General features: G+C 61.6%; 12 protein-coding genes and 1 pseudogene. 8 read left to right on the top strand and 5 right to left on the bottom strand.

Translation table 11 applies throughout. The annotated features are described in order from the left end of the window. Positions 1–110 precede the first annotated feature (110 nt). Positions 111–1223 (top strand): alanine dehydrogenase, encoded by a 1113-nt coding sequence (ald, locus tag HCN50_RS03655; protein ID WP_171708226.1) that lies wholly within the window; start codon positions 111–113, stop codon positions 1221–1223. Positions 1224–1382: 159 nt separating this feature from the next. Here ald and HCN50_RS03650 read toward each other — a convergent pair whose 3' ends face one another. Beyond that, positions 1383–2693 (bottom strand): FAD-binding oxidoreductase, encoded by a 1311-nt coding sequence (locus HCN50_RS03650; protein WP_311966970.1) that lies wholly within the window; start codon positions 2691–2693, stop codon positions 1383–1385. A 302-nt stretch (positions 2694–2995) separates the two neighbouring features. After that, entirely contained in the window at positions 2996–3934 is a 939-nt protein-coding gene (locus tag HCN50_RS03645; RefSeq protein WP_171708225.1) for a LysR family transcriptional regulator, read from the bottom strand. A gap of 252 nt (positions 3935–4186) precedes the next feature. Here HCN50_RS03645 and HCN50_RS03640 point away from each other — a divergent pair, with 252 nt between their 5' ends. From HCN50_RS03640 to HCN50_RS03615, 6 genes are all read left to right on the top strand, one after another. Then, the gene (locus tag HCN50_RS03640; RefSeq protein ID WP_171708224.1) at positions 4187–5266 is read left to right on the top strand and encodes an ABC transporter ATP-binding protein; all 1080 of its coding nucleotides are present in this window, start codon (positions 4187–4189) and stop codon (positions 5264–5266) included. A gap of 43 nt (positions 5267–5309) precedes the next feature. Next, positions 5310–6014, top strand: a complete 705-nt coding sequence (locus HCN50_RS03635; protein ID WP_171708223.1) for an HAD family hydrolase — start codon at positions 5310–5312, stop codon at positions 6012–6014. Positions 6015–6029: 15 nt separating this feature from the next. Then, a complete protein-coding gene (locus tag HCN50_RS03630; RefSeq protein WP_235976713.1) occupies positions 6030–7337 on the top strand; it encodes an NAD(P)/FAD-dependent oxidoreductase in 1308 nt (435 codons plus the stop codon). Positions 7338–7365: 28 nt separating this feature from the next. Beyond that, positions 7366–8427 carry an ABC transporter substrate-binding protein gene (locus HCN50_RS03625; protein WP_171708221.1) on the top strand — a complete coding sequence of 354 codons (1062 nt, stop codon included), beginning with the start codon at positions 7366–7368 and terminating at the stop codon, positions 8425–8427. 74 nt (positions 8428–8501) lie between these two features. Continuing rightward, complete coding sequence (locus tag HCN50_RS03620; protein WP_171708434.1) at positions 8502–9314, top strand: ABC transporter permease; 813 nt, start codon at positions 8502–8504, stop codon at positions 9312–9314. After that, a complete protein-coding gene (locus tag HCN50_RS03615; protein ID WP_171708220.1) occupies positions 9311–10093 on the top strand; it encodes an ABC transporter permease in 783 nt (260 codons plus the stop codon). Before HCN50_RS03620 ends, HCN50_RS03615 begins: the two co-directional genes overlap by 4 nt. Before the next feature lie 514 nt (positions 10094–10607). Here HCN50_RS03615 and fabF read toward each other — a convergent pair. The 3 genes from fabF to HCN50_RS03600 all read right to left on the bottom strand — a co-directional run bounded on the left by fabF (position 10608) and on the right by HCN50_RS03600 (position 13563). After that, entirely contained in the window at positions 10608–11870 is a 1263-nt protein-coding gene (gene fabF, locus HCN50_RS03610) for a beta-ketoacyl-ACP synthase II (RefSeq protein WP_171708219.1), read from the bottom strand. Between the two features lie 227 nt (positions 11871–12097). Then, complete coding sequence (locus tag HCN50_RS03605; protein WP_235976711.1) at positions 12098–12988, bottom strand: alpha/beta fold hydrolase; 891 nt, start codon at positions 12986–12988, stop codon at positions 12098–12100. Continuing rightward, positions 12985–13563, bottom strand: a complete 579-nt coding sequence (locus tag HCN50_RS03600; RefSeq protein ID WP_171708218.1) for a TetR/AcrR family transcriptional regulator — start codon at positions 13561–13563, stop codon at positions 12985–12987. The genes HCN50_RS03605 and HCN50_RS03600 overlap by 4 nt, the downstream gene beginning before the upstream one ends. An 84-nt stretch (positions 13564–13647) precedes the next feature. On the opposite strand from HCN50_RS03600, the pseudogene HCN50_RS03595 reads away from it, so the two are divergent. Further along, a pseudogene (locus HCN50_RS03595) lies at positions 13648–14481 on the top strand (efflux RND transporter periplasmic adaptor subunit); the annotation flags it as partial. Positions 14482–14886: the final 405 nt, after the last annotated feature.

Here is a 14886-nt window from a genome sequence, read left to right as displayed (position 1 = left end):
ATGGATATCGCAACGTCCTCTTTGGAATCTTGCGCTGTCTCATTAGGTGTTGCTGAAGCTCTGCACGATTTCGCGTTCCGCTTCGCAAGCTTGTCTCAAGGAGGTTGCCGGTGAAAATTGGTGTGCCCAAGGAAATCAAGACGCATGAGTATCGCGTAGGCCTGACGCCTGGCGCCGTCCGCGAATATGTGGCGGCAAGCCACGGCGTCGTTGTCGAGACCAATGCAGGTGCCGGCATCGGCGCGACGGACGACGACTATCGCCGGGCTGGTGCAACGATTCTAGACTCCGCGCGCGACGTGTTTGCGTCAAGCGACATGATCGTCAAGGTAAAGGAACCCCAGCCTTCAGAATGGACGCTGCTCCGAGAGACCCAGATCCTGTTCACCTATCTCCATCTGGCGCCCGACCCAGAGCAGGCCAAGCGTCTCCTGAAGTCCGGATGCACAGCGATCGCCTACGAAACCGTCACCGATGCGCGCGGCGGACTTCCATTGCTTGCGCCAATGAGCGAGGTCGCGGGTCGGCTGGCGATCGAAGCTGCAGGTGCGGCGCTCAGGAGATATGCGGGTGGGCGAGGTCTGTTGATGGGCGGTGTTCCGGGCGTTCAACCGGCTCGCGTCGTGGTGCTCGGGGGCGGGGTCGTCGGTACGCATGCAGCACGCATGGCGGTGGGCCTGGGCGCCGAGGTCACTATCGTTGATCGGTCGATACCGCGGCTTCGTGAACTGGATGAGCTGTTCGAAGGACGTGTCCGTACCCGGTTCTCCACGATAGACGTGCTCGAGAACGAGGTATTTGCCGCAGACGTCGTTATTGGCGCAGTGCTCGTTCCAGGTGCGAGCGCGCCGAAACTCGTCAGCCGCGGCATGTTGAGCTCGATGCGCAAGGGAGCTGTGATCGTCGACGTAGCAATCGACCAGGGCGGATGCTTCGAGACATCGCGTCCTACGACGCACGCCGATCCGACTTACGAGGTGGATGGCATCATCCATTATTGCGTCGCCAACATGCCGGGAGCTGTGCCGCTAACGTCGAGCCAGGCATTGAACAACGCCACGCTGCCATTTGGTCTGGCCGTCGCCAACAAGGGATTCGAAGCCGTGCTCGAAAATCCGCATCTGCGTGCGGGGCTGAATGTCCATCGCGGGCGGCTAACTTCCAAGGCCGTGGCGAAGAGTCTCGGCTTGCCATGTTCACCAATCGAACAGGTTGCCGCCTGATCCGATTTCACCAGTCCCTCAGGGGCGTTTCCTCCCCAACTTGGGCCACTCCTTCGGAGTGGCCCATTTTTCATGGACAAGGCGATTTGGATGATAGAGATGCCAGAGAGGTACCGACTAGGCCTAAGGAAAGCATCCGCCGGCTGGCCGCCAGATGATTCAAGAGGCAGGCTCCTTCCTCCACGGGCGAACGATCGCGCCGGGGTTCATGATACCCGCCGGATCAAAGGCCTTCTTGATACGGCGCATCGCAGCGATGCGGCCGACATCCCCGTATCGCTCCAGAAGGTGCTTCTTGAACCGACCGACGCCGTGCTCTGCGCTGAACGTGCCGCCGAGCGCCGCGGCCGTGTCGTAGAGTTGCAGCGACAGGCCGCTTTCGATCCGCTTGGTGAACTCCGTCCGGTCGACGTCGGGAGGAACGAGCACGTTGTAGTGCAGATTGCCGTCGCCAGCGTGTCCATAGACAGACAGTTCAAGGTCGGCGTCATACGACCGCACCTGCGAGGCGGCCAAATCCAGAAAGCGCTGAATGGAGGAAAGCGGCACGGAAATGTCGTGCTTGACCGATCCATTCCGGCGCTTCTCGCCCTCGGGGATGGCCTCGCGGAGCTGCCACATCGCGGTCCGTTGTGATTCGCTCTGCGCCAGGAACGCGTCCTCGATCCATCCGGCCTCGATCGCCTCGGCCAGAACGGCTTCCATCAGCTCGTCGAGACCGACATGGCGCGAGGAAGAGGCGAACTCGGCGAGTACGGTGCCTCCCGAGCCGGCGCGGACCGAGGGCGGGTTGGTCATCGCTTCGGTCGCGAGCGCGATCGAGCGGGCCGTCATGAATTCGAACGTGGTGAGCAGGTCCGCGGATTCGCGGCGTACAAGGGCCAGAAGCTCGGCGAGTGGTGCGCCGCTGGCGAGTTTCAGCCAGGCGCTCGCGCGGCGGGTCGGCAAAGGCGCAAGACGCAACACTGCGCCCGTGACAATGCCGAGAGTTCCCTCGCTTCCGGCGAAGCACTGCTTGATGTCGTAGCCCGTATTATTCTTCCGCAGTTTGCGCATGTCCGAAACCACGGTGCCGTCCGACAGAACCGCCTCGATCCCGAGCAGCAGATCGCGAGTCATCCCGTACCTGACGACTGACAGGCCGCCGGCGTTCGTTCCGATGTTGCCGCCGATCCGGCAGCTGCCTTCCGCGCCGAGACTGAGCGGCAACAGAAGTCCGGCGTTCGCCGCGGCGTTCTGTACATTTTTCAGGATGGCCCCAGCATCCACAGAGATGCTCATGGAGACCGGATCGACTTCGCGGATCCTGTCCATCCGCTCGAGGCTCACAATGATCTGCCGTCCGGAGGTGTCCGGCGTCGCGCCGCCGCAGTAGCTGGTGTTGCCGCCCTGCGGAACGATTCCGATACCGCGATGCGCCGCTAGCCGCACGATGTCCGCGACCTGCTCCGTCGTCGCCGGCTTCAGCACGGCAATCGTGGACCCCGTGAAGAGCTGGCGTTGGTCCGTTGTGTAGGTGGCGATCCGCTCCGGGTCGTCAACGACGCCTCCGCTGTCCAGAAGGTCGCGAAAGGCCAGAACGTGTACTGACTGGGACATGCTGCAGCTCCGATTGGCATCGGATCATCTTTGCGCGTTTGTGCGGAATTGCTTGCCGTTCGGTGGCGGTTCCGAAGACACCAATGCCGAAATGCCACGATTGTCGGCAGTTTGCGCCGCCTACGCTGCCACGGGTGAAGAGCAACAATTGGCCGAGGCCTGGCAGCCGATGATCAATAACATGCGGCCATCAGTCCAAGCCGTGGATGCAGCCGGTCGATTTTCGCGATTTCGGCGCGCATTTGCTCGATGATCCAATCCCGGATTTCTGCGGCGACAGGGCGCATCGGCCTGTTGCGCGGAGATAGGAATTCACAGATCCGTCGCGTGGTGGTGAGTGCGTCGGAGGCCGGAACGAGCGCACCGGTCAAGAGCCAGTGCGAAACAACCGTCAGCCAGCCGAGGGCGATGCCTTGGCCGAGAAGGGCAGCCTGCACCACCACGGCATAGTCGGTGAAGCTTAGCACTTTGGAAGGGCCGCGCCGCTTGGTCAGGAAGTGCGGGTAGTCCGCAGCCCAGTCATCGGGCGTGTCGACGAGCCGAATGATGGTATTTCCATCCGCGGGCTCCGCTTGGCGCATATAGCCGGGACTGCAGACCGGTAGCATGACCTCATTCATCACCAGCGTGCCGCCGGAAGAGGGGTCCTCAACGTGGCGAAACCGCATGCCGAGATCGACACTCTCGACAGGGCCGCGTAGCGCGCCGGAGATCAGTTGGAAACGCACATCGACCTGCGGAAAATCCCGCTGCAGCTTGTCGATGCGTGGCATTAGCCAATGCGTCGTGAAGGCGGAAGAAACCGAGAGGGTGACGGTTTCGGTGCCCTTGCGCCGGCGCTCGATCTCAATCAGGCCGGTCTCGATTGAGCGGAATCCCTCGTGCACGCGCCGGTACAAGAGCTGGCCTTCCTCCGTCAGCACTGCGCGCCCCGCAGTGCGGTCGAATAGGCGAACACCGAGATGCTCCTCGAATTGTCCGAGCATCCGGCTCACGGCGGGCTGCGTGACATTCAGCTCGGCCGCCGCGGCTGTGAAGCTGCCGTTTCGCGCCGCGGCGTCGAACACAAACAGCGCGTTGGAGGAGGGCAGCATTCGGCGGAGCTCCGGCATAACATGACGTTATAGGACCGGTGAGAATTTGGCAATTGCTGACTGCCGGCAACTCTGATGTCATTGGAGTGAGAGCGCCCAAAGCAAGGGCGGGAGGAAAGACTGCGTGCGTCGGCGGCGGCCATCCGTGAGCTGTCCGATGTGCACGGTATAAAACAGAATTATGCCGGTTCAACAGTCGCTGCCAACGGGCGGCGATGCCAATGGCGCGCGACAACGCGGGCCGTCGATTGAACGTGACGAGGTCGATCGTTGGACAAACGGGCGGAAAGTGTTGAGATCAGGTCCGCGAGCAAGGCTTACGGCTCGGTTCGAGCGCTCGACGACGTGTCGCTGAATGTCGGCGCCGGCGAGTTCGTGTCGCTGCTCGGACCGTCCGGATCCGGCAAAACCACGCTGCTTGGCATTCTCGGCGGCTTCATCGTCCCGTCGTCAGGCTCGGTCCACTTCGGCGCGCGCGACGTCACTTACGTGCCGCCGCATAAGCGCGACATCGGCGTCGTGTTCCAGAACTACGCGCTGTTTCCTCATATGAGCGTTGGCGAGAACGTCGCCTTCCCCTTGCGCGCGCGGCGACTTCCAAAATCGAAATGGCCGGACCGGGTGCGCGCGGCACTCGCGATGGTGGACCTTGCCGGCTACGAGGAGCGCGGCGTGGCGCAGCTCTCCGGCGGCCAGCGGCAGCGCGTGGCGCTGGCGCGCGCCATGATTTTCGAGCCGCGACTGATCCTGATGGACGAGCCGCTTTCAGCGCTCGACAAGCAGCTCCGCGAGTCCATGCAGATCGAATTGCGGGCGCTGCACCGCCGCATCGGTGCCACCATCATCTATGTCACCCATGATCAGCGTGAGGCGCTCACCATGAGCGACCGCGTCGCCGTCATGAAGGACGGGCGGCTGATCCAGATCGATGAGCCCGCGCGCCTGCACGATCATCCGGCGGATTCCTTTGTCGCGAGCTTTATCGGCGAAGCGACGCTGCTCCCGGTCCGCCGCGTTGACGCCTGTAGCGTTACTCTCGGCAACGCAGTCTTACGCAGCGCCCGCGCCATTCCGGCAGGCGATGCGCTGATGCTCGCCGTGCACAGCGAAAAGCTGCTGATCGACGGCGGCGCGGCCAATGTCAACAATTGTTTGACCGGCACTGTCACTGACGTCGTCTACCAGGGCGAAAGCCTGCGCGTGTTCCTCGCGCTTGCCGATGGGACGGCGCTCAGCCTGCGCCAGCCCAGCCATCACCAGGCCTATAGCCGCATTCCGCCGGTGGGCGGAAGCCTCACCGTCACGCTTCACCCTGAGGATACCATCGTCGTGCCCAAGGCGGACGCGTGAATCTCGCCACCCAAACCCGTCCAACTCAAAGAGAAGAAGCTTCATGTCGTTCAGCAATTTCAAGGTTCTCACCTTCGACGTCGTCGGCACCTTGATCGATTTCGAGACCGGCGTGCTCAATGCGGTGCGCAAGATCTCCGGGAAGTCACCGGCCGAGCTCTCCGATGACAAGATCTTTGAAGCCTACAAGCGTGGCCGCGACCTGCATCCGGAACGGTCGAGCGAGGTGATGTTCCACGTCTATCGCCATCTCGCCAAGGAGCTGGAGTTGCCGGCCGACGATGCCTCCTGCGATGTGTTCCAGCTCGCGGTGTTGCGCTGGGCGCCGTTCGCTGACTCGGTCGAGGCCTTGAAGCGCCTGCGCACCAAATTCCGTCTGGTCGCGATGACCAATGCCGACCGCGTTGCGCTGTCCTGCTATGCGCACGCGCTGGGCGATCCTTTCGATGACACCGTCTGCGCCGATGACACCGGCGTCGCAAAACCCAATCCGGAGTTCTTCGCCTACAACAAGGGCCGCCAGTCGGCCTTCGGCTACAAGCAGTCCGATATTTTGCATGTGGCGCAGAGTCAGCACCACGACATCGGGATCGCGCGGAAGCTCGGCTACAAGGTGTGCTGGATCGAGCGCCGCCAGGGCATGGCCGGCTTTGGCGGCACGCCAGCCGTGGAGAAGCTCACCAAGCCGGATTTCCATTTCCCGACGATGAAAGCCTTTGCAGACGCGGCGGTTGGCGCCGCAGCGTGAACCATGAGTGCGCCGATGACACGGGACTGGACCTCGCTTCCTTCGGTCAACTCGCTGTGGGCGAGCACGGCGGAGCCTTTGCGCGATTTTCCGGTCCTGTCAGGCGAGCGCCAGGCGGATGTCGTCATCATCGGTGCGGGTTACACCGGCCTGTCGGCGGCGCATCACATTGCCAGAAGCGGGCTTGCGCCAGTCGTGCTCGAGGCCAATCGGCCCGGCTGGGGAGCGAGCGGCCGCAATGGCGGGGTGATCACCGCAAAGTTCCGCCTGTCGTTTCGCGAGATCGACGCCGCGCATGGCCGCGCGATGGCGCGGCGCATGTATGAGATCGCGCATGAATCGATCGACATGGTCGAGGAACTCGTTTCCGAGTACGGCATCACCAGCGCCCATCTGACGCGAACCGGGCAGGTCAAGGCCGCGCACAATATGGTGACGCTCAAGGCGGCAGCGGACGAAGCCAACTGGATGAAGCGCGAGATGGGCGATGCCGAGGTCCGCATCCTCGACGCCCGCGAAGTGCGGGACGAGACCGGCTCTGAGGCCTTCGTTGGCGGGGTGCTCAATCCCGGATCCGGCGGCATTCATCCGCTCAACTATGTGCGCGGTCTCGCCGACGGCGTCGCGCGCCTTGGCGTTGCCATCTACCAGGGCACGCCGGTGCTTAGGCTCCGCCGCGAGCAGGGCGGCATTGTCGCCGAGACGCCACGGGGTGCGGTGCGCGCCAAGCAGGCGATCATTGCCACCAACAGCTATTCCGACCTGACGGACGCAACGCGGCATATGCAGCGTACGCTGGTGCCGTTCCGCAGCGCGATCATCGCAACCGACACACTGTCGCGCAATCTCGCGGGACGGCTGATGCCGACGGGCCGCACCTACACCGAGACCAAGCGCATGATGCGCTGGTTCCGCATGGTCGACAATCGCGTGATTTTTGGCGGCCGCGGCGCCTTCGGCAGGCAGGACTCGGAAGCGGCCTTCGAGGCTTTGCGGAAGGCCATGGTCGACATCTTCCCGGACTTGTCCGACGTCCCGCTCGCGTTCAAATGGTCGGGCCTCGTCGCCATGACCATAGACTCGGTGCCGCATATCGGACGGCTGGACGATCGGACCCTGTTTTCGATGGGCTACAACGGTGCCGGAGTCGCGATGTCGAGCCTGATGGGCCGCTATCTCGCGGCCTTCGTCTGCGGCGAAAAGCCGGAGCTCGGGCTGCTCGACGCGAGCCGTGTCAAGGTCATTCCGTTCTACACGCTGCGCGAACCCGCGGTGCGCATGGTCGCGGGCTGGTACCAGTTTCTGGACGCGATCGGACAGTAAGATTTGCTTGGTTCGAGAGGAGGACATGATGAAAGCAAAATCGGGCTTGAAGTATGGATATGTGCTGTTCGGCGCGGCGCTCGGGCTATTCGGACTGGACAGCATCGCGGTTCAGGCGGCTGGGCAGATCACCTTCGTATCGCAAGGGGGGGCCTATCAGCAGGCGCAAACGGTTGCGATTCTCGATCCTTCCGCCAAGAAGCTTGGTATCACCATCAACCAGGACTCCATTCCCGACGCTTGGCCCGCGATCAAGACGCAGGTCGGCAGCGGCAAGCCGATCTGGGATGTCGTCGACACGCCGACCGGCTATTGCCTGCGGGGCGGCGAGCAGGGGCTGATTGAGAAGCTCGACTTCTCGAAGATTCCCAATGCCGCGGCGATGCCCGAGGCCTATCGCACCCCTTATTCGGCGTCGTATGAATTTTATTCCAGTGTACTAGCCTACAGCCAGAAGACCTTTCCGCAGAATGCGCCGAACAGCTGGGCGGATTTCTGGGATGTGAAGAAGTTCCCTGGCCGTCGCGCGCTGCGCAATCACCCGATCGCGACGCTGGAAGCCGCGTTGATGGCGGATGGCGTTGCGCCGGACAAGCTCTACCCGCTCGACGTCGATCGTGCCTTCAGGAAGCTTGAGGAGATCAAGCCGCACATCACGGTGTGGTGGACCTCGGGCGCGCAGTCCGCGCAGCTCCTGAACGACGGCGAGGTCGATATGGTGATGGCCTGGAACGGTCGCGTCAGCGCGGTGGCCAAGGAAGGCGCCAAGGTCAACTTCACCTACAACCAGGGTATCTTGCAGAGTACCTCGCTCTGCATTCTCAAGGGCGCGCCGAACCTCGACACCGCGGTGAAGTTTCTCAACGAGGCAATCGATCCTGTGCATCAGGCCAATCTGCCGCTCCATATTGACTACGGCCCCGGCAACCCCAAGGCCTTTGAGACCGGTGTGATCAAGCCGGAGCGCGCAGCCCAATTGCCGAGCGAACCGACGAATGCGGCCAAGCAGGCCCTGATGTCATACGCTTGGTGGTCGTCGCCGCAAGGTGAGGCAGCCGAGAAGCGTTGGGCCGCCTTCATGCAGAAATAGCAGGGACGGAGGTAGACTTGGCGACATCCGGACGAGATCCATCCCTCAGGCATCAGCGCCGCGAGCACGGCCTGATGCTCGCCCTGGTGTCGCCGGCCCTGCTGGTCATCCTCCTGCTGATCGTGGTGCCGGTCGGCTGGCTCGCTTGGCAGTCGATCTACCATGACGGATTCACGCTGGAGCATTATCACCGGATCCTGACCGAGGATGTCTATTGGCGCAGCTTTGCCCTGACCTTCGAGATCAGCCTACTGGTGACCGTGCTTGCGCTGCTGCTCGGTTATCCCGTTGCCTATGCTGCGAATGCCGTGCCGAGGGGATGGAGCGTCGTCATCCTTGCCCTGGTAGTGCTGCCGTTCTGGACAAGCGTGCTGGTGCGAGCCTATGCCTGGCTGGCGCTCTTGCAGCGGACAGGAGTGATCAATCAGTTCCTGCGTTATCTCGATGTCATCGGTGAACCGTTAGCGCTCGTGCACAACACCTTGGGCACGGTGGTCGCGACCGTCCATATCCTCCTGCCGTTTATGGTGCTGCCCCTGTACGCCACCATGCAGAAGATCCCGAACGACCTGATGCAGGCCGGCGCCAGCCTTGGCGCGAACCCGGCGCAGGCGTTCTTCCGAATCTTCCTGCCGCTGTCGCTGCCTGGCGTGCTGGCTGGCTGTACGATGGTCTTCGTGCTTTGCCTCGGCTTCTACATCACGCCGGAACTGCTTGGCGGCGGCCGCACGGTGATGGTCTCGATGCTGGTGAGCCGCAACGTCGAGCTCTACAATCAGTTCGGTGCGGCCAGCGCAGTCGCCGTCGTGCTGCTGGTAAGTGTGCTCCTGATCTTTGTCATCGTGAGCCGCTTCGTTTCCCTCGATCGTGTGTTGGGGCAGAAATGAAGGCACTTTCGCCCGCCCGGATCACTCTAATCATCGCTTGCGCGCTGGTGCTGATCTACCTGATCCTGCCGGTGCTCATTATCGTGCCGATCTCGTTCTCCAGCGCACGCTTCCTGACCTTCCCGCCGCCCTCATTGTCACTGCGCTGGTATCAGCAGTATTTCTCCAACCCGGCCTGGATGCAGGCAACCCAGGTTACGCTGACGGTCGCCGCTTTCACCGTTCTGATCGCAACGCCGCTCGGCGTCGCCGCCGCCTACGCGATTAGCCAGTCGAAGCTGCGCATCATGCGCTTTGTCCATATAGCTCTGCTGTTGCCGCTGGTGGTGCCGATCATTATCACGGCGGTCGGCATTTTCTTCGTCTACGTAAGGGTTGGGCTCGTTGCCACCATGCCCGGCTTGGTGCTCGCCAACGTGATGCTGGGCTTACCCTATGTCGTGATCTCGGTGCTCGCGGGCCTGCAGAGCTTTGACCCAGCGCAGGAGATGGTCGCGCGCAGCCTCGGCATGAACCGCCTGCGCAGCTTCTTTGCGGTCACGCTGCCGCAGATCAAGTCCAGCGTCGCGGCCGGCGGTATCTTCGCCTTTATCTCGGCGATGGACGAGACGATCGTCGCACTGTTCATCTCGGGCGGTCAGTACCAGCCGCTGACGAAAAGGATGTTCACGGCATTGCGAGACGAGATCGATCCGACGATCGCCGCCATCTCCACGTTGATGACTGCCGCCTCGTTCATGCTGGTGCTGCTAGCCAGTGCGCGGCGGAAGAATGCCTAACAAAGCACAATGATCGGATCGGAAAGTCGTCATCAGCAGGAATTGGGGGCTCCCAACCTGGCCTGCTGGAGAATCCTCTGAACGAGATCTAGGCACTCTCGGTGTCGCGAAGCAACTGACGGAAAGGTTCGAGTCTCAGCTTACGGACTGAGTACCGAAGTTGCGACTGAAACTTCGAGGATCGATTTCGTCTCGCAGGCACCCTGTTCATTTGGAAACGACTGCTAGTTTATTGATATCGCTGAGGCGAGATTCTGAGCTTCTTTCCAAACGCGCATTGAAATCGTTGAATAATCAAACTGATTTGATTCCGCCATTCGGAGATTCGATCCCTCCCGCCCCAGTCAGTTGATATTGCTTGGCTAAATCGCCGTCCCCATTGCTTCATCTGGAAGAGCGCATTCGGCTGCCCGTTGAAGAATGACATCGCTATTTCGTTCGCCACCATTCGCCGTCGGTGCAGGTGACACAGTCAGGCAGGTCAGCGATGACTGCCGATCCTGGACAGGCCTGGTTATTGCCAACGTCGAAAGATGACGCTGGCGTTGACACCTCCGAAGCCGAATCCATTCGAAATCGCATGCTCCATCGTCATGGGCCGCGCCTCGCGGGCGACAAGGTCGACGCCATCAGCGGCCGCGTCGCCATTTTCGAGATTAAGCGTGGGCGGCGCGGCCTGGTCGCGTAACGCGAGGATGGTGAAGATCGCTTCCGCTCCTCCGGCTGCGCCGAGCAGATGACCGGTCGCCGATTTGGTGGCGCTCACGGCAATGTTTCCGTTGCGGCCGAATACGGCTTTGATCGCTTCCAGTTCGGAAGCGTCGCCAACCGGCGTCGAGGTGGAATGGGCGTTGAGATGCTGGATGTCACCGGGCTTGAGGCCGGCCTGTCGCAAGGCGCCTTCCATGGCGCGGCGCGCGCCGTCGCCGTCCTCGGGTCCTGACGTGATGTGGTAGGCATCTGCGGTCGTGCCATAGCCTACGATTTCGGCGACCGGTCGGGCGCCGCGCCGGAGCGCGTGTTCCAGCTCTTCAATGACGAGGATACCGGCACCTTCGCCCATGACGAAGCCGTCGCGGTCGCGGTCAAAGGGGCGGGACGCGCGGGCCGGCGTTTCGTTGAAGCCCGTCGAAAGGGCCCGGGCGGCGGCGAAGCCGCCGAGGCTCACGAGATCGATGCAGGCTTCCGAACCACCGCAAATCGCGAGGTCCGCTTCTTCGGTTCGGATGAGGCGTGTGGCATCGCCGATCGCCTGCACGCTCGCAGCGCAAGCGGTGACCGGCGTGCCGATGGGACCCTTGAAGCCGTAGCGGATGGAGATATGACCTGCCGCGAGGTTTGCGAGAAAGGACGGCACGGTGAAGGGCGAGAGGCGCCTCGCTCCGCGCTGATCGGTGGTACGAACCGCCTCGACGATCGCCGGAAAGCCTCCGATGCCCGATGCGATCACGGTCGCGGTGCGCTCCAGTGAGCGTGCGTCGGAAGGCGTCCATGCCGCTTGTGCAAGAGCCTCGGCCGCGGCCGCCAGTGCGAACAGGATGAAGCGATCCATCCTGCGCTGATCCTTAGGAGGAACAACCAGATCCGGATCGAAACCACCGCATGGGTCGTCGGCTTTCGTTGGGACGATTCCGGCAACTCGTGCGGGAAGGGCGGCCGCCCACTCCGGGAGTGCGGCAAGTCCTGAGCGGGCAGAGAGCAGGCGGGACCACGCGAGCTCACTACCGCAACCCAGCGGTGATACCAATCCCAATCCAGTAACGACGACGCGACGCATGATCAGCGACTTTCAAATTCGACTTGGCGACCAGTCAAGCCGGCAATCCCATCTGCTTGCGAAGGCTCTTGTCGAACATCCGTTCAGGGACGAAACGACGTTCGCAACACGCTATTTCAGCCAAACGCGTATTCGTTGCGCGGATCATTATGCCTGGACGTCAGCCCAGTGATTCGAGCTCTCAGGGGCTTGAACGTGATGGCACGCCCTTGCGTTGATCATTGCGGTCATTCTGTCTCCATTATCACGCGGGCCAGCTCCGACGGATTTTCAACAGCTGAGAAGTGGCCGGTATTTTTGAGCGTTAGCATCTGCGAGGCAGGAATCAGCGACCGTGTGCGTTCGCGTTCATTTGGCCGAGACCAATCACTATCGCCATAAATGAGGGTCACAGGCGCCGAGATTTGCCGATCGTAATCGCGTGCCTTGCTCCAGGATCGCCAGCCTGCCAGCACCTTACGTGCGATCCGCTTGTATCCCGGGCGGTGGGCTACTTCGTCGAACTCAGTAAGCAAGTCGCTCGGCAGTTTGCGCGGGTCGTGATATCCGCCGCCCATGATCTTGCCGAGAACCATCTTGTTTTCGAGCGATGCATTCATCGCGCCGAGTACCGGGATCTGCAAACTTCCGATGATAAAATTCGCGAACCAGTTGCCGCGTCGAATACCGTCCCCGTAGCGCGTCTCATAGTCATAGGGGTTGATCGCATAGACCCGCTTCACCCGCTGCGGAAGCGACGCTGCCACTGTAAGGGCCAATGTCCCGCCGATCGACTCGCCAACAACAGTCACGGCCGAGAGGTTTAGCTTCTCGATGAGACGAATTACGGCCTGCCTGAAGTAGGGTTCGTCGAAGCTCGCGCTTGGATCTATCGGTGAGTGTCCGTGGCCTGGAAGGTCAATGGCGTAAACCGTGTGCGATCTCGCGAGGAGGGGCGCCAGACCGCGGAAATATTCGAGCTGCGTCCGGATCGTATGTATGAGGAGTAGTGGAGGCCCGCTGCCGATCTCTTGAAAACGTAGGCTAAGCGTATCCGATATTTTGAGCAAACTTGGTTTGCCTTTTGTCACACTAAGCATTTCGATTTCTCCCGTGCTTTGAGGGATGCGATCTTTCAAGCGGCGGCGGCTTCTCGGACCTGTTTGACTGCTGCATCCAGAATCGCCCGAGCCAAATCCGGATCGTTGACGACTCGCGATAGCGTCAGCGCACCGACCATGGTCGAGAGAATAGCCATGGCTTTGCCACTGGATTCCTCACCGCCAGTCTCGGCGATCACGCGGCCGAGAATTTCGAGATACGCTTTGATCCCGGCTTCGAACGACGCTTTCACCTCATTGCCCTGTCTGGCGGCATCAGAGCCGAGCGCCACGACCGGGCAGCCGTCCATCCTTTCTTCGCGATGCTCCGGGCTGAGGTAGAACGCGATGACCGCGCCAAGCGGATCCTCAGGATGCTCCGCGATCGCGGTCGACCATCGAAGACTAGCGCTCTCCAATGCCCGCCTGGATGCCTGCGCCGCCAAGTCCTCCTTCGACGCGAACTGCTTGTAAAACCCGCCTTGGGTCAGCCCGGCCCCCTCCATCAGGTCCTTAAGACCGATGCCATCAAACCCGCGTGACCGAAAAAGGCGGCTCGCCACATTGATCACGTTTTGGCGGTTTTCCGCGGCCTGAACGCGACTCACGCGCATCGTTGGTCTCCTTTTTAGATTGCGTTCGTAATCTATATCAGGTATAGAGTTCGAATGCAATCTATTTTTGGTGAGGACGCGGACATGGAAAAGCGAAGACCGATTATTGTGTTAGGGGGCATTCTGGTCGCGGCCTTAGCAGCGGCCGCCGTGGTTACGCTTCGCACGCGGGAAGCCTCTGCCGTGAGTGATCCGAGGCAGGAACCTCCTATCGTCAGAATGGTGACAGCGGCGCGGGTGACCGAATCCGAACGCGGCGTCACCGGCATCATAGGGGCGAGGGTGCAGAGCAACCTCGGGTTTCGCGTCGCCGGCAAGATCGTGGAACGGCTTGTGAATAGCGGTCAGCAGGTCAAAGCCGGTCAGCCGCTGATGCGGATCGATGAAACCGATCTTTGCCTTGCGGTCACGGCGAAGCGCAACGCCGTTGCCGCAGCGCGTGCATCTGTCGTTCAGACTGACGCGGATGAACAGCGATACGCCAAGTTGGTGAGCAACGGATGGGCTTCCCGACAGCGCTACGAGCAAGCGAAGGCCGCGTTGGATACGGCCACGGCGCAACTCGCCACCGCCGAAGCTGATGCGCGGGTTGCCGAGAATGAGGCGACCTACTCGGTCTTGGTAGCGGATGCGGACGGAACAGTGGTCGAAACGCTTGGCGAGCCCGGGCAGGTCGTCTCAGCCGGCCAGACAGTCGTTAGGATCGCAAAAGCCGGCCCCCGCGAAGCTGTGGTCGCGCTTCCCGAAACGATCCGGCCAGCGATCGGCTCCGTCGCCGAGGCCAGCGTTTATGGAGCGGCAGATGGGCGGCGCTATCCGGCGTATCTGCGACAGTTGTCGAATTCGGCCGATGCTCAGACCCGCACCTATGAGGCCCGTTATGTGCTCGACGGCGAGGCCGCGGCAGCACCGCTTGGCCGGTTCTGATCGAGCACCGCGTTCAATGCGGCGAAGATACCGAAGCATGCCTGCGCGATCAGATTCGCTTTATCCTGAAAGCGCTCGGCAAGTCTGGCTGAGCAGTCTGCCGCATTCAGATCTGTGGCGAGGCATCTTCTCGGCCAGCATTACTCAGTGAGAGAGGCGATAGTGCGCCGCTACCTTCAAGATCAGCTTGAGTCAGAATCTGCAATTTAGTTCTATAAAAGAATTTCACCGCCGGCCTGTAAGAAGTGCCGCCACCGCACGTTCCTGATGGGTATTCAGGACGCAAGAGTGCGCGTGGATCAGCGAGATAATAGCAGAAAAAGCGCAATTTGGCTCATCCAGATCGGGCAGGCGCGCCGCTCGCTGCCCGGCGATCCATCACCCGATGGCTTGACG

The organism is Bradyrhizobium archetypum, from assembly GCF_013114835.1.
GTDB lineage: Bacteria > Pseudomonadota > Alphaproteobacteria > Rhizobiales > Xanthobacteraceae > Bradyrhizobium > Bradyrhizobium archetypum.
This window is presented reverse-complemented; position numbering and strand designations above follow the sequence as displayed.